The 19,239-nt window shown below is 44.8% G+C and carries 17 protein-coding genes; 9 read left to right on the forward strand and 8 right to left on the reverse strand.

Annotation, left to right across the window (positions count from 1 at the left end):
• Window positions 1–225: 225 nt before the first annotated feature.
• The 3 genes from C6Y45_RS13350 to fabG are packed head-to-tail and all read right to left on the reverse strand — an operon-like array spanning window position 226 to window position 3,837.
• Window positions 226–1,812, reverse strand: a complete 1,587-nt coding sequence (locus C6Y45_RS13350) for an acyl CoA:acetate/3-ketoacid CoA transferase (RefSeq protein ID WP_107585731.1) — start codon at window positions 1,810–1,812, stop codon at window positions 226–228.
• An 18-nt stretch (window positions 1,813–1,830) separates the two neighbouring features.
• Window positions 1,831–3,057 carry a thiolase family protein gene (locus C6Y45_RS13355; protein ID WP_107585732.1) on the reverse strand — a complete coding sequence of 409 codons (1,227 nt, stop codon included), beginning with the start codon at window positions 3,055–3,057 and terminating at the stop codon, window positions 1,831–1,833.
• A 33-nt stretch (window positions 3,058–3,090) separates the two neighbouring features.
• Entirely contained in the window at window positions 3,091–3,837 is a 747-nt protein-coding gene (gene fabG, locus C6Y45_RS13360) for a 3-oxoacyl-ACP reductase FabG (protein ID WP_107585733.1), read from the reverse strand.
• Between the two features lie 208 nt (window positions 3,838–4,045).
• On the opposite strand from fabG, the gene C6Y45_RS13365 reads away from it, so the two are divergent.
• Complete coding sequence (locus C6Y45_RS13365; RefSeq protein WP_107585734.1) at window positions 4,046–4,963, forward strand: LysR family transcriptional regulator; 918 nt, start codon at window positions 4,046–4,048, stop codon at window positions 4,961–4,963.
• A gap of 47 nt (window positions 4,964–5,010) precedes the next feature.
• On the opposite strand, the gene C6Y45_RS13370 is transcribed toward C6Y45_RS13365, so the two are convergent.
• Window positions 5,011–5,940 carry a ketopantoate reductase family protein gene (locus tag C6Y45_RS13370; RefSeq protein ID WP_107585735.1) on the reverse strand — a complete coding sequence of 310 codons (930 nt, stop codon included), beginning with the start codon at window positions 5,938–5,940 and terminating at the stop codon, window positions 5,011–5,013.
• Between the two features lie 271 nt (window positions 5,941–6,211).
• On the opposite strand from C6Y45_RS13370, the gene C6Y45_RS13375 reads away from it, so the two are divergent.
• The 8 genes from C6Y45_RS13375 to C6Y45_RS13410 all read left to right on the forward strand — a co-directional run bounded on the left by C6Y45_RS13375 (window position 6,212) and on the right by C6Y45_RS13410 (window position 14,015).
• The gene (locus C6Y45_RS13375) at window positions 6,212–7,426 is read left to right on the forward strand and encodes an FAD-dependent monooxygenase (RefSeq protein ID WP_107585736.1); all 1,215 of its coding nucleotides are present in this window, start codon (window positions 6,212–6,214) and stop codon (window positions 7,424–7,426) included.
• Entirely contained in the window at window positions 7,426–8,451 is a 1,026-nt protein-coding gene (locus C6Y45_RS13380) for a TRAP transporter substrate-binding protein (RefSeq protein WP_107585737.1), read from the forward strand. Before C6Y45_RS13375 ends, C6Y45_RS13380 begins: the two co-directional genes overlap by 1 nt.
• Window positions 8,452–8,545: 94 nt before the next feature.
• Window positions 8,546–8,959 (forward strand): TRAP transporter small permease, encoded by a 414-nt coding sequence (locus tag C6Y45_RS13385; protein ID WP_218017818.1) that lies wholly within the window; start codon window positions 8,546–8,548, stop codon window positions 8,957–8,959.
• Between the two features lies 1 nt (window position 8,960).
• Window positions 8,961–10,235, forward strand: a complete 1,275-nt coding sequence (locus C6Y45_RS13390; RefSeq protein WP_107585739.1) for a TRAP transporter large permease — start codon at window positions 8,961–8,963, stop codon at window positions 10,233–10,235.
• A gap of 34 nt (window positions 10,236–10,269) precedes the next feature.
• On the forward strand, window positions 10,270–11,202 hold the full coding sequence (locus C6Y45_RS13395; RefSeq protein ID WP_107585740.1) for a fumarylacetoacetate hydrolase family protein: 933 nt from the start codon (window positions 10,270–10,272) through the stop codon (window positions 11,200–11,202).
• Between the two features lie 13 nt (window positions 11,203–11,215).
• Complete coding sequence (locus tag C6Y45_RS13400) at window positions 11,216–11,710, forward strand: DinB family protein (protein WP_107585741.1); 495 nt, start codon at window positions 11,216–11,218, stop codon at window positions 11,708–11,710.
• Between the two features lie 88 nt (window positions 11,711–11,798).
• Complete coding sequence (locus C6Y45_RS13405) at window positions 11,799–12,908, forward strand: cupin domain-containing protein (RefSeq protein ID WP_107585742.1); 1,110 nt, start codon at window positions 11,799–11,801, stop codon at window positions 12,906–12,908.
• A gap of 345 nt (window positions 12,909–13,253) precedes the next feature.
• Complete coding sequence (locus C6Y45_RS13410) at window positions 13,254–14,015, forward strand: IclR family transcriptional regulator (RefSeq protein WP_107585743.1); 762 nt, start codon at window positions 13,254–13,256, stop codon at window positions 14,013–14,015.
• A 165-nt stretch (window positions 14,016–14,180) separates the two neighbouring features.
• On the opposite strand, the gene C6Y45_RS13415 is transcribed toward C6Y45_RS13410, so the two are convergent.
• The 4 genes from C6Y45_RS13415 to C6Y45_RS13430 form a co-directional block, all read right to left on the reverse strand.
• Window positions 14,181–15,194, reverse strand: coding sequence for an NAD(P)-dependent alcohol dehydrogenase (locus tag C6Y45_RS13415; RefSeq protein WP_107585744.1), 1,014 nt, complete (start codon window positions 15,192–15,194; stop codon window positions 14,181–14,183).
• Between the two features lie 147 nt (window positions 15,195–15,341).
• Window positions 15,342–16,664 carry a CitMHS family transporter gene (locus C6Y45_RS13420; protein WP_107585745.1) on the reverse strand — a complete coding sequence of 441 codons (1,323 nt, stop codon included), beginning with the start codon at window positions 16,662–16,664 and terminating at the stop codon, window positions 15,342–15,344.
• A gap of 130 nt (window positions 16,665–16,794) precedes the next feature.
• On the reverse strand, window positions 16,795–17,472 hold the full coding sequence (locus C6Y45_RS13425) for a response regulator (protein ID WP_107585746.1): 678 nt from the start codon (window positions 17,470–17,472) through the stop codon (window positions 16,795–16,797).
• Entirely contained in the window at window positions 17,456–19,117 is a 1,662-nt protein-coding gene (locus C6Y45_RS13430) for an ATP-binding protein (protein ID WP_107585747.1), read from the reverse strand. The genes C6Y45_RS13425 and C6Y45_RS13430 overlap by 17 nt, the downstream gene beginning before the upstream one ends.
• Window positions 19,118–19,239 lie beyond the last annotated feature (122 nt).

Genomic DNA, 19,239 nt, shown 5'->3' on the forward strand with positions numbered 1-19,239 from the left:
ACCTTTCGAACTCCTAGTTTTTACCAAAAATGCTAGGGTTCTTTCCTACGGGCTTTTTTCTTGAATATGTCCTTTGATAAACAAATATCATCTTATTTTTTCATTGACATACTACCGCAGGTCTTTTGGTTCTCGATATTATTTGATAACAACTATTTGTCTATGAGAGCGCTTCCAATAAAAAGTTAAGACAAAAAAGGGGGCGGTTAACCTCCCTTTTCTTATTTACACTATAACGTCTGCTTGGCTATAATCATACATTGCTTTTTCCAGATATCCCCATTCCTCCTGAAAAATCTCCCGAGACATTTCCTTCAAATCTTCCGCAATGACCGGTGTAAACTCCATCCAGTCTAAGATGTCCATCTGCAGATTCAGACCAGGTGCAATTTCAATTAATCTGAGCTGGCCATTTTCAATATCAAAGACGGCCCGTTCTGTAACAAAGAGGACCGGGAGGGAGTTATCTGAAGCAAACTGTCCGCTGAAAGTGATCTGTTCTACATTTCGCACAAATTTTTTCGCTTTTCCTTGATCTGTAATAGTGATATTCTGATTTCCTATTTCTGCTTTTCCGCCAGCTGTGAAAGTGCCACAGAATACTACTTTTTTAGATGTTTGAGAAATGTTAATAAATCCTCCTGGCCCTACAACACGAGGCCCAAATTTACTTACATTTACATTTCCATATTTATCAAACTGGGCAGCGCCTAAAAAAGCTGTGTCCAGTCCGCCTCCGTCGTAGAAATCAAACATAGCATCATGCTGGACCACTGCCCCGGGGTTATAGGCAGCTCCAAAGTCGGGTCCTCCTGCTGGAATGCCGCCGAATACTCCGAGCTCCAATGTTAATGTGATATCGTCAACCACGCCTTCTTCAGCCGCTACGCTGGATACACCTTCTGGTATACCAATTCCTAAATTAACAATCGATTTCGGCTTTAATTCCATAGCTGCCCGCCGGGCTATGATTTTTCTCGGATTTAGGGGAAGCCGGGGAATAGCTCCCAACGGTACACGCATTTCCCCTGAAAGAGCAGGATTATATGAAGTCCCCATAGTCTGATAGTGAAAATTGGGGTTTTCAGTTACAACTACATAGTCGATTAAATTTCCTGGAACCTGTACTCTTTTTGGATCAAGGGAGCCAGCTTCGGCATGTTTCTGTACCTGGGCAATCACTATTCCCCCATTATTTTTCGCAGCAGTAGCTAGAGCTAGTAATTCAAAGCTTCCGACTTCTCCTTCATTCGTTAAATTTCCTTTTTCATCAGCTGTCGTTCCCCGGATAATGGCTACATTTACAGGAAGGGTAGGGTAATGAAGATAATCTTCTCCCTCTAATTGAATTCGTTTAATAAGCTCCTCTGTAGTCCGATTATTTACTTTAGCTCCTTCAAATTGAGGGTCCACATAGGTACCTAACCCCACTTTGGTAATAACTCCTGGTTTTTTCCCTGCTGTTGCACGCCATATCTGCGTAATTACTCCTTGCGGAAATAAATATGCTTCGAGTTTTTCTTCAGCTACGTATTTTCCCATACGGGGTGAAGCTCCTATATGACCGGAAATAATTCGTTTTGTTAATCCTTCATGAGCCAGATAGTCAGCCCCGCGTCCTTCCGTTCCATTTCCAATGCCACAGGCGTGAGCGAATGTAAGATTCTGTGGATGTCCCTGCTGCAGAAAACGTTTTTCAATGCCGGCTAGAATCTCTTCTGGCAGACCTCCAAGTCCCATAGGGGTGGAGGCAAGAAAATCATCGTCCTGAATAAGTGCTGCCGCCTCTGAAGCTGTAATAAAATTTACCATAATAACTCCTTTCTCTGATTAGGGATTATAATTTGGGTTTTTCAGAAGAACTGCAATTCCCATACCACCGCCAATGCAGGCACTGGCAATTCCAAATTGTTTGTTCTGTTCAATCAACTCATACATTAAAGTTATTGTGAGACGAGCTCCGCTCATTCCCAGGGGATGACCGAGAGCTACAGCTCCTCCATTTACGTTTAACCGCGCATACAATGGACTATCAAAGTACATGTCCAGCTCTTTCATCACTCCGAGCATCTGTCCGGAAAAAGCTTCATTGATTTCGTACAAATCAACCTCTTCTAAATTCATATTTTGCTTTTTTAAAAGTTTTCTAATTGCATAGGCAGGCCCCATTCCCATAACCTGTGGATCCAGACCTACACTTGCAAAATCAACAATTTCCGCCAAAGGTTCTAAATTCAGTTTTTTGGCTCTTGCTTCAGACATGGTAACGAGAGCTGCTCCGCCATCATTTTGTCCCGAAGCATTTCCGGCAGTGACTGTGCCATCCTTTTCAAATACTGGTTTTAATGATGATAATTTTTCGAGGTTGGTTTCCGGACGGGGATGTTCATCTTTATTTACATAACTTACTTTTCCTTTTTTATCTTTCACTTTGACAGACACTATTTCTTTAGCCAGTCTTCCGTTTTCTACAGCTGATTTAGTTCTCATCTGGCTGTTATAAGCGAATTGATCGCTGTCTTCTCTTGATATATCGTATTGCCGTACGACATTTTCAGCTGTATTCCCCATATGATCTATTTTATATTGGCCGTAGGGCTGTGAATTATAATGAGTAGTAGTATTTGCATCTTTTAACAGCTGATTCCCCATTTTCAATCCTTCGTATCGAGCTTCCAGAGGAAGATAATAGGGTGCGCGTGATAAGCTTTCCGCACCTCCTGCTATAACGACTTCCGAATTACCTGTCATGATGTCTGTAGTTGCATTAACTACAGCTTGAATTCCTGATCCGCAGATACGATTCACTGTATAACCCGGAACATGTTCCAAGTTTGAAAGAAGAGCTGCATTTCTACCAAGATTGGAAGCTTCGCTTGAAGACTCTACGTGGCCCATGATGACATCGTTCACGAGATTTGGATCTAAATGATTAGAGCGCTGCATAGCACCAATAACAGCTGTTGCTGCAAGCTGTTCTACAGGCACAGTTTTTAAACTGCCAAGGTAGGCCCCTACTGGTGTGCGTGCTCCACTTGTTATAACTACTTTTTCCATATACTTCACCTCTATAATTTTAATGTGACTAATTTACATAAAAGAACCGCCGTTGACGGAGAGAATTTGGCCAGTAATATATCCGGCCTCTTCTGAAGCTAAAAATGCTGCTGCAGAAGCTATATCCACAGGTTCTCCAATTCGCTGAACCGGAATTTCACTTATCATGGAAGTCTTTATATCGTCAGGAATTTGATCTGTCATCGGTGTTCTAATAAATCCAGGAGCGATCGCGTTTACTGTCACACCTTTTCTTGCGTATTCTATAGCAGCAGTTTTCGTCAGTCCGACGATACCCGCCTTAGCAGAAGCGTAATTTGCCTGCCCAAAGTTCCCGTGAAGTCCAGAAATGGATGAAGTGTTTATAATACGCCCATAACTTTGACCTCCCATAATTAAGGATGCTTCTTTTAAAGTTAAAAACGATCCTGTTAAGTTAGTATGAATCACGTCGCTGTACTGCTCGACAGACATTTTTTTAATGGAGGAATCTTTAGTAATACCAGCGTTGTTCACAAGTATATGAAGGGCATTATATTTGCTTTTAATCTGCTCAAACATGTTTTTTACTTCGTCTTCTTTTCCAACATCTGCCTGGATTGCCTCTCCCCAGCCACCTGCTTTCTGAATGCTTTCTACTACAGCCTGGGCTTTTTCATATTCAGATTCAAAAGGGTAATTAACAATGACCCTTGCTCCTCTCTCCGCAAAATAATAAGCTATTTCCTTACCAATGCCTTGACTGGCACCGGTAATCAGCGCCACTTGATTACTAAACATAGAAGCATCACTGCCTTTCCTTTTTAATTAAGCGTTTTCATTTGTGTGAATAAAAAAACTGATGAGGTAATGAGACGTTCGGTCGAATTTGCCCATCTGCTGTGTAAATAGAATAACAACAAGTGAATAGAAAAAGGAAATACGTATGTTAATATGCAAGCTATAATAATTAAGTTATAGTTAAAGAAAAAAAGGGGGAGGGAGGACTTTGAAAAATCTTTCATACACGTATTTAAAGGCTATCGTCGAACACGGCAATTTCTCAAATGCTGCCCGGTATTTATACATTTCTCAGCCATATTTGAGCACCTTTGTAAAAAAGCTTGAAGAAGAAATGGGGGTTGAATTAATCAAACGTGATGAAAATCCACTTACATTGACCTTTGCCGGAGAAAGATATCTGTCGTATATGGAAGAAGTGGAAAAAATACACACAGATATGAGGCATGAAATTGAAGCTATATCCAAATTGAAAAAGGGCAGACTAAAGCTCGGAGTCAACCCAATTCTCGGTTCGCATACATTGTATAACATTCTTCCTGCATTCATATCCGCTTATCCCGGCATAAAAATCGACCTTGTAGAACAGACAGCCTACAATATTGAGGAACTGCTTCTGCAGCGTAAAATAGATATTTGTCTGAATATGCTCCCCATCTTTAATCCGGACATAAGCTATGAAAACTTATATGATGAGAAACTGTATATCGTAGTCCCAAAAGGTCACGAGTTATATGATGAGAACTCTGCCCATTTATCTCCTTTCCCCTATGAGTTAAAAAAGCTGAGCAATCAGGAATTTATCCTTTTAAAGCCGGAGTTAGGTCTAAGAAGAATGACTGATGAAATATTCTCAGCAAACGGAATTAAACCGAATGCAATACTTGAAACAATTAACGTCGAAAATGCCTATCGACTTGCAAACAGCGGCGTAGGTTTAACAATAGTTCCGGAATGTATCATTACTAATAATTTTAAGCCCTCCTCACGCAGCTATACTTTCGGCTCTCCCCCCTATAAAAATAATGTTGTAGTAGCATATCAGAAAGGAGACTCTCTCTCGGCTCCAGCGCTAGCATTTCTAAATGTAGCTAAAGATTATTACCGAAAGATGAGCAAGAATTAAAGAAGGATAGAGAGGCTTCGAAAAATGCCCTCTATCCTTCTTTTTGTTTATCGCATGGGTCTTCCATTCTCATAAGGCTTTAAAATACCATAAATAGTTTCAATAACGGGCAGAGCTATCTTATGTTTTTCGGCGAGCCGGAGGGCTCCTCCATGTAAATGCTCCACTTCCAGTGGAAGACCTTTTCTCATATCCTGATGCATTGAAGAAGTTGTTTCCTGTGGGAAAGCTTTTATTCTCTGAATCATGGAAAAAACTTCACCTTTTTCTATATTAATATTGTCGAGTTCTGCCAACTGATACATTTCACGAATGATTTTTTCGGCCACTAAATGGAGAGCTTCTGATTGAGCAATGTATCCTGCAGGCAACTGGGAAGCCGAAGTAACACCTGAAAAGGCAGTAATAAAAATGTATTTTTTCCACATATGTTTGAGTATATCTTCTTCCCAAATAACATTTGTACGCAGACTGGAGGTGGCAGCAGCGAACTTTTCACAAAAGGCAGCCTGCTCTTTATGAAGGGGGCCAAATTTCATGGCACTACCTGAACTTGTGTGTTCTACATGTCCCTTACTGTTTAAAGTTGCAATAATGGAAGCAAAGCCACCCAGCACATTCTTTTCTCCAACAGCCTGCTGAAGCTTTTTAATATGTTCCACCCCATTAAGTAAAGGGAGTACATAGGCTTCTGTTTGCTGAACAATCTTTCTGATCGAGGAAAGGGCTTTTTCCAGATGATACCCTTTTAAAGCTATGATGATCAGGTCAACGTTTTCTATCTGTTCTGGAGAGGTGAAAAGCTTAACATCTGAGGTCTCAAAGTTTCCCTGCGGACTGTTAATAGTCAAACCATGTTTCCTAATCTGTTCCGCGCGTTTTTCTCTCACATAATAAGAAACGTTTAACTCTCCTTCGCTCATTCTTCCACCAAAATAGCTTCCTAAAGCTCCTGCTCCATACATTAAAATTCTCATTTTAAAACTCCTTTTCAAATAAATTCCTTTAAAAATAGCGATACAAAGTAGTTTTTTCTAAAAAAATTTTTTATATTTTTTAGAAAATTACATCAACATAGAAAGCTGAAAAGCCTTCTCAGAGAAGAGTAGCCACTGTTTTCAAAATATTACCATGTTAAAACGCTTTCAAAAAAACAAAATATGTTATTGACGTCGGAAATGATAGCGTTTTATTATATAAATAGAAAAATAGTTCTCTATTTATATAATAACAAAGGAGGCATCCTGGATGAAAGGTCAAAACTCAAAAGAGTTAATTATTGTTGGTGGTGGGATCGGAGGGCTTGCGGCAGCTATTGGAGCGTCTGAAGCAGGACAGAAAGTACAGGTGCTTGAACAGGCTCCTGAATTTGGAGAAATTGGAGCAGGACTTCAGCTGGCTCCGAACGCCATGGCTGTGCTGGATCGCTTTGGTTTAACAACTGAAATTGATAAGTATGCCGTTTATCCAAACCGGCTGGTTCTGCGTGATGCTCAAACGGGTGAGGAATTGAGTGCACTTGATCTTGGGGAAGAGTTTAAAAAGAAGTACGGGCATCCCTACATCGTCATGCACCGATCCGATCTGCACAAAGTACTTCTGGAAGCCTGCGAAGCTGATAAGAATATCACACTGACAACAAATGCGATGATTCAGGAAGTGGATCTCCGGGATGAAAACGTAAAAGTTGTTAATCAGGCGGGAGAGGATTTCGAGGCAGATTACGTTATTGGAGCCGACGGCCTATGGTCAACTACCCGGCAGTATGTACAAAAAGACGAAGCTGTCTGCTCAGAATACGTCGCTTACCGTGGGACAATTCCTATGGAGGAGATCAGCAACGAAGCAAATCTGGAAGACGTAATCATGTGGATCGGACCGAACCTTCACCTTGTTCAGTATCCCGTCCGCCGGAAAGAACTCTACAACCAGGTGGCCGTATTCAAAACTTATAACTACAAACCTGATTCAGAGGACTGGGGAACGCCGGAAGAGCTTGACCGGCGCTTCAGAGACTGCTGCAGTACAGTGAAGAGAGCTGTTGAATTTATTAATAAAGCAAGAAGATGGCCGATGTACGACAGACTGCCTATTGAAAACTGGATCAACGGGCGGATGATGCTTCTTGGAGATGCGGCGCATCCAATGCTGCAGTATCTGGCTCAAGGGGCCTGTCAGGCACTGGAAGATGCTTCCTGCTTTGCCGATGTGCTTAAAGAAAAGGGAAGCGAAAACATGGAAGAAGTATTTAAGGCGGTCCAGAAAGAGCGTCAGCCACGAACCGCACTCGTACAAACGAGAGCGAGAACATGGGGAGAAATTCTTCACGCAGAAGATTCCATTACCAGCCTTTTAAGAGACTCTATTCTGAAGGAAAGAGAACCGAATGACTTTTCTCATGTCGATTGGCTGTACTCATATTTCAGTGAACAGAAAAATTCATCTGTAAAGGAGAGTTCTTAATGAAAAGGTTAGGCGGAAAAGAGAAGTTTTTCTTTCTGGCAGGGACAGTTAGTCTTTCAGCTTTTCTTGCTGCCTGCGGCGGTGGAGATGAGAACAGCAGCACAGAAGCTTCGGGGGAGGGGGGGGAACATACATTTACCTTGACCCACATTACTCAGACTTCCCACGGCTGGCATGATACAGCAATGAAATTCGATGAAGAACTCCAAGAGCTGTCTGATGGAAGAATGGATCTGGAAATTTATCCGGCCGGAGAAATTGGAAGCGAAGCAGATATGCTGCAGCAGATGGAATCGGGTGATATTGATTTCGGAATCATTACAAATGCCTACATGAGCACGCGGGATTCCGAATTCAATGCATGGTTTATGCCGTTCGTTTTTGAAGATCTGGCAGAAGCTGTGGAATACAGAGGTATACAGCCTGCTCAGGATATGCTGGAAGGTTTGTCAGAACAGGGATTTGTAGGTCTGGATTTTATTTTTGCAGGCAACCGCCACATTTTAAATGCTTCTGAACCGGTGGAATCTCCGGAACAGCTGGCGGGACAATCGATAAGAATTACAGATGGACCAGCTATCCAGGATTTTTGGGATGAAGTAGGAGCGGGGCCGACTGCCATGCCTCTGCCGGAAGTGTACACCTCTCTGCAGACAGGAGTAATAGACGGAATTGATATCGATCTTGACGCTCTTATTACGGAGAACTTGTACGAAACAGCAGACTACTTGACTATGTCCAACCATATGACCTGGCCGGCTGTTGTAATGATGAGTGAAATTTCTCATGACGGGCTTTCAGAAGAAGACCAGGATATTGTTCGTGAAGCAATGAAAAATGCAATTGACTGGGGCGTTCAGGATGCTGTGGAAAGAGAAGAAGCTAATCTGGCAGAGGCAGAAGAATTAGGGATGAACATTAATGAACTGGATGAAGAGGAATTCAGTGAAGTGAAGGAAACCCTGCATCAGCAGTACGCAGAAGAGTCCGATATCATTGCAGAATTTCTGGAAGAGACTCAATAGGACGTAAGGGGAGAATAGCATGACCTTATTAAAGAAAGTCAGCGATACTATCTACTCCTTTGAAAGAGTACTGGCAATCGGGTTATGCACCATCATGTTTTTGTCACTATTCCTGGGAGTCGTTTTCCGATATCTATTGAGTTCTCCATTGATCTGGGCTACCGAACTTGCTACGTTTGCCCTTGTCTGGGTCACCTTTATTGGAGGAAGCATGGGGATTAAACAACATAAAGCGGCCGCCGTGACTTTTCTGGTGGATAAATTGCATGGCGTAATGAGAAAAGTGTTAATTTCTATAGGATTTGTCATTGTAGTAGGTTTTTCCGTGTTTATGATTTACATTTCTATCTCATGGTTATCGTCTCCGAACATTTCTGTTCAGACATCGACTGCTCTTGGGGTGCCTATGCTTATACCTTACGTCAGCGTGCTGATAGGGTTTATTTTTATCCTTATTCACTCTACGCTGCTGCTGGTGGAAGCCGCAGTACAGGAAGGAGGACAATAGTATGTTAACTGCTCTTCTGGCTTTTATTGTTCTCCTGCTTCTGAGGGTCCCTATAGCTTTGGTGCTGGGGATTGTAACGGTTCTGTATATTATTATCAGCGGGAGTATGGGAATGTTGGATACTGTGCCGCAGCGTCTTTTTTCCGGACTGGAGAATTACAGTCTGCTTGCTATTTCACTGTTTATGCTGGCAGGAGAGATTATGAATTCCGGGGGCATTACCCGCAGGCTGGTGGGATTTGCACAGGTTCTTGTCGGACATTTCAGAGGAGGACTTGCGTACGTTAACGTCGTTTCGAATATGCTATTAGCTTCTATTATAGGATCTGCGAATGCTCAGATCGCAATGATGAGTCGTACGATGGTGCCGGCTATGGAAAAGGAAGGGTACGACAGAGGGTTCAGTTCAGCTACAACGGCCGCATCAGGGCTTCTGGGTCCGATCATTCCACCGAGCATGCTTTTCATTATTTATGGAGTAACATCGGGAACTTCTATCGGTGCAATGTTCCTGGCAGGGATTCTTCCAGGACTTCTCTTAGGCTTTTCTTTTGTCGGTTTGATTGCTTATCTGGGTTACAAAGAAAAGTGGGGAAGCCAGCGGAGAAAATCATTGAAAGAGGTATCAAAATCTTTTTTCAATGTTATACCGGCTTTATCTGTACCATTGATTATTATCTTAGGGATAATTACCGGAGCTTTTACTCCGACAGAATCTGCAGCGGTCGCGTGTGCCGTAGCTTTTGTTACCGGCTTTGCATTTTACCGTGAATTGCAGATAAAAAATATCCCGAAAATCATGGTCAATACAGCGATTACCACCGCTACGGTAACGCTGTTAATAGGAATGGCCAACGTGTTCGGGTGGCTGTTGTCGAGAGAAAGACTTCCTCAGGAATTTGCAGACTGGATGATGACGCTGACCGAAAATCCACTAGTTTTTCTGTTGTTGCTAAATGTCTTTCTTCTCCTAGTGGGTATGGTGTTGGACGGAATTGCAGCGTTAATCATTCTCGTACCAATTTTCATGCCAATGCTTGCGACTTACGGAATCGATCCTATTCATTTTGGGGTAATCATCTGTCTTAATCTGGCCATTGGTTTGTTAACACCGCCTATAGGAGCAGGGTTATTTATTGCTTCCTCCATTTCTGAAGTAAGGATTGAACGATTAACCAGAGCGATTCTACCGTTTCTTATTGTTTCTATTTTGGGACTGCTGCTTGTCACGTATGTCCCGCAGCTGGTGACATGGCTGCCAAACCTTTTGAACTAGTGAAAATGAATGAATTAATTTTAGGAGGTATTTTATGAAACTCGTAACGTTTTTAACAAAAGGAAAAGCAAAAGTTGGAGTAGTGGAAGACAATCAGGTGATCGACCTGCATGAGAGTTACAAAGCGCACCTTAAGCACAAAGGAGAAACGCGCATCGAGGAAAAAGCCAATGCCTTTGTACCTAATAACATGAATGAACTGCTGGAAGGTGGAGAGGAAAGCCTGAAGCTGGCAAAGGAAGCTGTTTTTTTTGCATTAGAAGCCAAAGATCAGGCTGCTGCCCAGCTTGTTTATAAGAAAGCAGATGTGAAAATTGGTGCTCCTGTACCAAAGCCGAATAAAATTGTCTGTGTCGGACATAACTACCGGGATCATATTAAAGAAATGGGACGCGATCTTCCAGAAGTGCCAGTCCTATTTGCAAAGTTTTCCAACGCAGTCATCGGCCCGGAAGATGATATTCCACATCCATCCATTACAGAAAAGCTCGACTACGAAGCAGAATTTGCTTTCGTCGTAGGCAAGAAAGCAAAGGATGTATCAGAAGAAGAAGCACTTGATTATGTAGCAGGATACACTATTGTTAACGATGTCAGTGCACGCGATCTGCAGATGAGGACACTTCAGTGGCTTCAAGGAAAATCCATGGACGGCAGCGCACCAATGGGCCCATGGCTTGTAACAAAGGATGAAATCGCCGATCCGGACGCGCTGGATATCTCTTTGAAAGTTAACGGAGTGGAGAAGCAGCGTTCCAACACGGAGCAGCTTGTTTTCAATGTTAACCGCATGCTTTCTTTTACTTCCAGCATTATGACCTTGGAACCTGGGGATGTTATTTTGACGGGAACTCCAGGAGGCGTAGGTGTAGCCCGCGATCCACAGGAGTTTTTAAAAGATGGAGATGTGGTAACGATCGAAGTAGGAGAAGTCGGGGTGCTTGAGAATACGGTACGAAAAGTTTAAGGAGGCGGAACAAATGGGACGAGTACAGGATTACCAGCATTCAATTAAAGAGAAAATGAACTATTTTATAGAACAGGGAGAAAAGCTGGATGAAGAGCTTTTTTCCTGGAAGCCGAGCAGTGAAGAGTGGTCCATACAGGAAATTACGGCTCATGTAGCTGAGTTTCCTCTATATTTCACGAGTGAACTGCTTGGTGTCGTAAAAGACGGACAGGAAAAATGGGGACGGGGGCTGGACCACCCGGAACGGCTTGAAGCAGTGAATAAAGCTTTTGATGCTTCCCAGAAAGAGCTCGTTAAAAACGTCCAGTCTACAAGCAAGGAAGTGGAAGATCGCCTTGGTTCGCTCAAAGATGAAGATTTGGATCAAGAACAGGAACACAGAAATCCAAAGTTCGGAAACAAATCCATGGAATTTTTAGTTGAACATTTCCTGGTGGAGCACTTGGATAAGCACATTAACCAGCATCAGAGAGTGCAGTCTCAGTATGCCGATCAAAAGCAGTAAAACGAGCTGCAGGCAGCTTTACACTCAAACCCCTTGTCCTCAAATCGGTACACATGTTTTTTTACTATAAGGAAAAGGAGTTTTTACGATGGCAGAAAAAAACGATTTTTTTAAAAGTGATATCGTCAAGGATTTTACAAAGGATATCCAACAGTATAACCTCGGACCCCTCTGGGAAGCGATCCCGGAAGTCATGAACAAAACCCCAAAGCCACATGCAGAAGCATATCTTTGGAGTGGGGAGCTGATGGACAAGAAGCTCTCCGAAGCGGCAGAAATCTTTACCCCGGAACGAGGCGGAGAACGCCGGGCCATTTACTTTCAGAACCCGGGACTGACGTACCGGAAGCCGTGGGGCCAGGTATCTACAACACAGACGCTGTATGCCGCGGTTCAGCTTCTCCAGCCGGGAGAACAGGCTCCATCCCACCGGCACTCTCAAAGCGCCATGCGTTTTATTACAAAAGGGGAAGGCGCTTATACGATCGTTCAAGGCCAGCGGATCTTCATGGAAGAAGGTGATTTTCTCATCACTCCGAAAAATCTCTGGCACGGGCATGGTCACGAAGGCGATAAGCCGATGGTATGGATGGACGCCCTGGATATTCCAACGATTTATTCTCTTGGCGGAACCTTCTTTGAACCATATGAAGACGGCCTGCAGCAGCCGGAAGTGCCGGATAATTTTTCCGAGATCCGGTACAGGGGCGGTATGGTGCGTCCGGTAGGTGATGGAAAATATTCGATCGCACCACTGGCCAACTACAAATGGTCCGGTACGACCGAAGCGATCAAAGGCCTGCAGGAATTTGATCCAGATCCTTACAACGCTTTTGCGATCGAATATATTAACCCGTCTACCGGAAAAACCGCGAACCCAACGATGGGCTCCCGCATGACGCATCTGCCGGCTAAATTCCATACGAAAGCCCATCGGCATACTCATTCAGTGATCTATTGTGTGCACCGTGGATCCGGTTATACCGTCATTAACGGCACCCGTTTTGACTGGAAGCAGGGAGATTACTTTGTGGTGCCGAACTGGGCTTGGCACGAACACTTTGCAGAAGAAAACTCCTACCTGTTCTCGGTCAACGATATTCCAATTATGGACCGGTTTGAGCTGGAAAAAAAAGAAGTGTACGAGGAAAACAACGGACATCAGAAAGTTACAGGAGAGTTTAACGCCTACCGTTAATATTTTTCTTGCTTAAACAAAGGGCAGGTTCTGCCAAGAATTGATATACGATCACGCCTGTTTGAGACTCTGCTGCTTAGTGCAAGTTTATAATAGGAAATATTTGATGTCTCCTTTAGATGAAGATTTAATTGGGAGACTTTATGATCAGTAAACGGTAATAAAATAAATATGTTCAGCCCATGATAAGGAAAGCGTTTAAAGCCGCGAACTTTAAATGTTATCATGGGCTCTTTTTATAATGCGAAAATGTACATTAAATCGCGTGTTTGTCATAATGGATTTATCATATGTTAATTTATTAAAATTATATCTTTAGAAAATAGAAGTAGGGGGTGGTTAAAAGTGAATGAAAGTACTGAAAAGAAAAAGCCGGTCATTCAGTCTCTGCAGGTAGGGATGTCTATCCTTCAAGTAGTGAATGACTATAGAAGACCGATGAAATTTTCCGAAATCCTTGAAGAAACAGGTATTACAAAAAGTAACCTTTATAAGTATTTGAATACGTTGATAGAGCTTGGAATGCTTTATAAAAGCTACCACACGGGAAGGTATTCTCTTGGGCCAAAAATGGTGGAGTTTGGAATGAATGCTACGAACAACGACAATGTAATAGAGCAAATCACTCCTTATTTAGAAGAGATAAAGGAAAACTTTAATGAGACGGTACTGTTTTCTAAGTGGACGGTCGGGGGACCAATGATTTTGAAAATAGTACATGGTTCCCATATGTTTAATATAGGAGCAGAAATTGGGAGTTTAATGCCTATTTATTCAGCTACAGGTAAATTGTTTGGAGCTTTTGCTTCAGGGGACTACGAGTCGTGGAAAGAAGAACAGCTTGAACACCAAGGAAAAGAGAAGGCCTCCCTTCTGGAAAAGGAATTTAAGGATATATGGAATAAAAAAATCTCTTTTGCAGAAGACGCACTCGCTCCTTCGGTTTCTTCGATTGCTGTACCCGTACTGAATTTTGAGAACAAACTTATAGGTACCATTACAGTAGTAGGTTTCGCAGAGAGAATGAATAATGAATCCAGAGACAATTTAATAGAATACATTTTAATGAAACAACAGGAAATTTCAAACATTTTTGGAGGGAAATGAATTTTAGTGAATAAAGCCATCCTAAAAGTGATAAATCTATGCTTCACACGGACCAAAGCCTGTCAAAAATCACTTTGACAGGCTTTAAAAAGTCCTTGTCCATTCCCTCGTGTTATTTGTTGAGAAGAAGCTTCGGCCGGATGATTAATGTTTAAGGACGTGCCTCTAAAGATTATTGGTGCCGTTATTAACACGTATAACCACACTCCCCCTGCTTCCGCCTTCGTCAAACCAGCGGTGTGCTTCCGCTGCCTGTTCGAGAGGGAAGGAGCGGGCGATAACGGGTTTGATTTTCCCGATCTCAGCGAGTTCCTGGATAAGAAGAAGATCGTCTGTTTTTTCAAGGGCAAGGGCAGTAATGACTTTTTTCCGGCGCGGGATCGTCAAAAGCCGCTGCAGAACGTGCCTTCCTTTAAAGCTGACCGGCATGTAGCGGCCGCCGGAGCGGAGAATTGGTTTACCTTTGGAAAAAGAAGTTTTTCTCGGGATATCAAGAATGACATCAAAGGAAGTTTCGCTTTTAGTAAAATCCTCCTTCGTATAATCAATGACATTATCTGCCCCGAGTGATTTGACGTAATCTGTTCCGGCACTGCTGCATACACCGGTGACTTCAGCGCCGAAATAGTTTTTGGCAAGCTGCACAGCAGCAGAACCGATCCCGCCGGACGCTCCGATGATCAACACCTTTTCTTTTGCTTTCAGGTCTGCCTTCCGGAGCAGGTTAAGTGCCATGAGTGCACCGTAGGGAAGCGTGGCAGCTTCCTCAGGCGTTAAGTTCTCCGGCTGTCGTGCAATGATACCATCCGCGTTTATACAGAGATATTCGGCATAGGCACCGAATTTCTGTCCGGTATAGCCGAATACAGCTTCTCCCGGACGAAAACGGGTGACTTTGTCTCCGACTGCTGTAATAATGCCCGAGAATTCACTTCCGAGAATCGGCTGCTTCGGTTTCGACCATCCCATGGAAAGGCGTGCAGGAATCCATAGAGGAAGCGGCATCGTGAATTGAAAAGGAGAGACATCATTAAAATGACGGGCGTAGCTGTCCCCGAATTTGACTGTGGAAGCGGCAACTTTTACCTGGACTTCTTTCTCTTTCGGAACCGGGGTTTCGGTTTCGTGAAGATGAATGACTTCCGGAGGGCCGTACGTTGTATAAACAGCAGCTTTCATTTGTTCTCCTCCTCCCGTACAGGCAGCGGACAGCAATTGCTTTTCTTATAAGATTCCCTTTCTGGGAAAAAGTAACCCGAGAGAAAGAAAATAACATGCCCATTAAAAAAGCTTCGTTCCAAGCCGGAACGAAGCTTTTTTGGTTTCCTAAATAATTCCGAGAAGCAGTGCAACGACCATCAGGACGATACTGAAGCCCCATACCCAGAAGAAAGAGTAGCGGATGTGCTTGCCCATCTCAAGACCGGCAAGACCGAGGGCGAGCCACAGGGCCGGGGAAAACGGGCTCACAAACGTCCCGATAATATTTCCGATAATCATCGTGTAGGCTGCTGTTACCGAGTCCACGCCGGCGGAAGTAACGATCTGTTCCACGACAGGAAGCAGTGCAAAGTAGTAGGCGTCCGTACTTAAAATCAAGTCGAACGGCACCCCGAACACTCCCATAATGACGTGCAGGTAAGGAACGATGAAAGCCGGAAGAATGGCGACCATATCGACGGCGATGGCATCGAGCATGCCAGTCCCTTCCATAATCCCGAGAAAGGAGCCGGCAGCCAAAATGATGGACCCCATCATCAATGCGTTTGGAGCATGGGTTTTAATCCGGTCCATCTGATCCGTTACTTTCGGATAGTTCAGCGGCAGTGCAATACTTAAGGCGATCATAAACACAAATCCGGTCGGTACAATGCCCCATACGAGCATAGCAATCATCGACAGTGTGATGAGGCCGTTGATCCAGATCAGCTTTGGACGACGCAGTGATTCTTTTTCCTCGTCTTCTTCAGCTGCTGTATCGAGCGTAGCGGCCACTTCCTCTGCTGCTTCGTCACTGATTTCCTCTGAACGGCGGGCGATACGTTTCTTTTCCCGGAAGCCAAGAAAGGCAGCGAGCAGGAGAAGCAGAATCATAGCGGCGATCTGAAGTGGAATGAGCGGACGCCACAGTTCTGTCGGATCAACTCCGAGGACAGAACCGGCCCGGCCGATCGGTCCGGCCCACGGCACCATGTTCATGATACTGGCGCTCAGCCCGACGAGGAGAAGCAGCAGGTACGGGCTCATGCCGAGCTTCAGGTAAACCGGAAGAAGCGCCGGAATCGTAATAAGAAAGGTGGAAGCCCCGGATCCGTCCAGGTGTGTCACTGCCCCGATGGCAACCGTACCGACAGCTACCGCTACAACACTGCCCCGGGTGAGAGAGACAACGCGGTTAATGAACGGGTCAAAAAGACCGGTGTCCTGCATAATCCCGAAAAAGAGAATGGCGAAAATGAACATAATGACGACGCTGATAACCGAGTCAATTCCTTCGTTAAAAAAGCCGCCGATGGCATCAAGAGAGAATCCGGTAATGAGTGCGCCGATAACAGGTACAAGTACGAGGCCGACAATTGGGGTCACCCGCCCGCTGATGAGAAGGGCGACAATGATTCCGATCGTTAAAATACCGACAATACTGAGCATAAATATTCCTCCTTCTGATTTGAAAACGCTTACGGTTAAGTTGCGTTTATCTTATCAGCAGGAGGAAGGGGAGAAAATATAACGAAGATAAAACGTATATTGATTATTTTTTATATTTTGTTCATTTTGTTCACGAATGAATATAGCGCCTTTCCGGACGCCCGACATCGCCGTATTTTAAAAGAGCTTCGGCCTTTCCTTCGGCTGTTAAATATTCCAGGTATCGGCGTGCCGTGGAACGGCTGGCACCAATAGCTTCCCCGGCTTCTACAGCAGTCACTCCTTTTTCTCTTTTCAAAAGATCAAGAATCTGCTCGAGCGTAATCGGATCGATGCCTTTTGGGAGGTCTTCCTTCGCACCTCCTGCTGCAGGCAGCTGCAGCAGATGATCGATCTGCTGCTGAGAGATTTCTTCTTCGCCGTAAAGCATCGTCAGCCAGCGGGCTGCCCGGTAGAGACCCGCAGAGAGCCGCTCAAAGTCCACCGGCTTCAGCAGGTAGTCGACCGCTCCTCCAAGAAGCGCCCGCCGCACAATTTCCTGTTCCCGGGCAGCAGTCAGCATAATAACAGCCGCGTCCGGAAGTTTCTGCTGCAGCTCGTGAAACAGCTGCATTTCCTGCGTATCCGGGATATAAACATCGAGCAGGACGATATGAATGGACTGCTGTTCGGCAGCGAGTTTTGCTTCAGCGGCCGTTTTGGCTGAGGCAGCTGTCTGGAAGCCGTCCAGGCTGTTTACGTATTTCTCTGTAATTTCCGCCACGCGGAAGTCATCTTCCACAATGAGCACATTAAGAGGAGGCCGCATGTTGTTTTTCTCCTTTCGGGATAGTAATTACAAAGCAGGTACCTTCCGGCATCTGTTCGAGAAAAATCGTTCCGCCTGCTGCTTCGACCTGGGCTTTGGAAAGAGCAAGCCCGAAACCGTGACCGTCTTTTCCTTTCGTAGAGGTCCCCTGCTGAAATAAAGATTCCTGAACAGCTTCCGGGATTCCCGGACCGACGTCTTCAATTTCTACAAGAATATCCTTGCCTGCATCACTGAAGAAAACTTCAATGACCCGCTCACCGCGCGGAAGGTCCTGCATCGCTTCGATCGCATTATCGATCACGTTGCCGACAGCGGTAATAAGTGCCTGACGTACTTCGGGGGAAAGCTCTTCGGAAAGCTGGCTCGATTCATCAACTTCCAGCTTCACCCCGTTTTCGTGGGCGAGGTTCAGTTTGCCGAGAAGAATGGCGCTGAGCATCGGATCTTTCACATTATGAATCAGCTGCCGGATCCAGTTTTTCTGATTGACACTTTCTTTTTGAATATACTGCATCGCCTGCTTTACTTCTCCGAGCTGGAGAAGGCCGGAGATCGTATGCAGCTTGTTGGAAAACTCATGTGTCTGCGCGCGGAGACCTTCCGCATATTCCCGGACACGCGTCAATTCATTTGTCAGTTTTTCAATCTCCGTTTTGTTCCGGAACGTGGAAACGGCGCCGATAAGTTTTTCTCCGTCGTACATTGGTACACGGTTCACAAGAACGATGTGTGAGCCGATCACGAGTTCCTCGTCGTACTGGGCTGTTCCCTGCTCCAGTACTTCCGGGAGGCGGGAGTGGGGGAGGACTTCCTGGACGGGGCGGCCGATCCACTCATCGGTTTCCTTGATTTCTTCTTTGATAAGCTTTTGTGCCGCCTGATTCATCAGTGTAATACGTCCTTCCCGGTTCACGGCGATAATACCTTCATACGCTGACTGCAGCATCGTTTCTTTCTGAAGGAGCAGAAAGGAAATTTCCTCCGGTTCCAGCTGAAAGAGTCGGCGTTTAATATAGCGGGAGAGAAGCCACGCCCCGATAACACCGGCCCCGAGAATAAACAAAAGAGTCAGCAGAAGCTCATTCCGGTAGTCGTCGACAACCGACCGTACGTCCTCCATTAAGAAACCGACGGAAACAACGCCTACGATTTCGTTTTCATAGTAAAGCGGGGTCTTTCCACGGATGGAAGGACCGAGGGAGCCTTCTGCATGGGATATGTAGGATTCACCGAGCTGCAGCGCCCGTTCATTATCTTCACCGACCATCCGTTCACCGAGCCGCTCGGGATCAGGATGGGAATAGCGGATTTCCTCCCGGTCACCGACAACGATAAATTCTGCTTCCGAAGCTTCATGAATGGGGGAAATGTAGTTCTGCACGACGGCAGCATCGGGATTCCCGCCGCCGATTTCCGCTTGAATTTCGGGCATTTCCGCGACGCTTCGGGACATGCTGAGAGCACGCTCCCCCATCTGATCCTCGAGTGATTCAGCCATGAGCTGGTAAAAAAAGAGTCCGAGGGCTGTCAGGACGGCAGCAATCAGCACGGCCGTCATCAAAGCAATTTTCACAAGCAGACTGATCCGCTGCGGCGGACGGCTGATGTATTTTTTCATATCGTACCGGCTGAGCCCTTCCATCGTTCTCCCTCCTCATCATTTACCGTTTATTATAACGCAGATTGGAAAAAAGACGGTACATAAGAAAATATTTCTGTGCGGATGCACAAAAAAAGACCCTGTCCTCCTGATTTGACAGGGGG

The organism is Alkalicoccus saliphilus (genome assembly GCF_003044065.1).
In the GTDB taxonomy this organism is placed as follows: domain Bacteria; phylum Bacillota; class Bacilli; order Bacillales; family Salisediminibacteriaceae; genus Alkalicoccus; species Alkalicoccus saliphilus.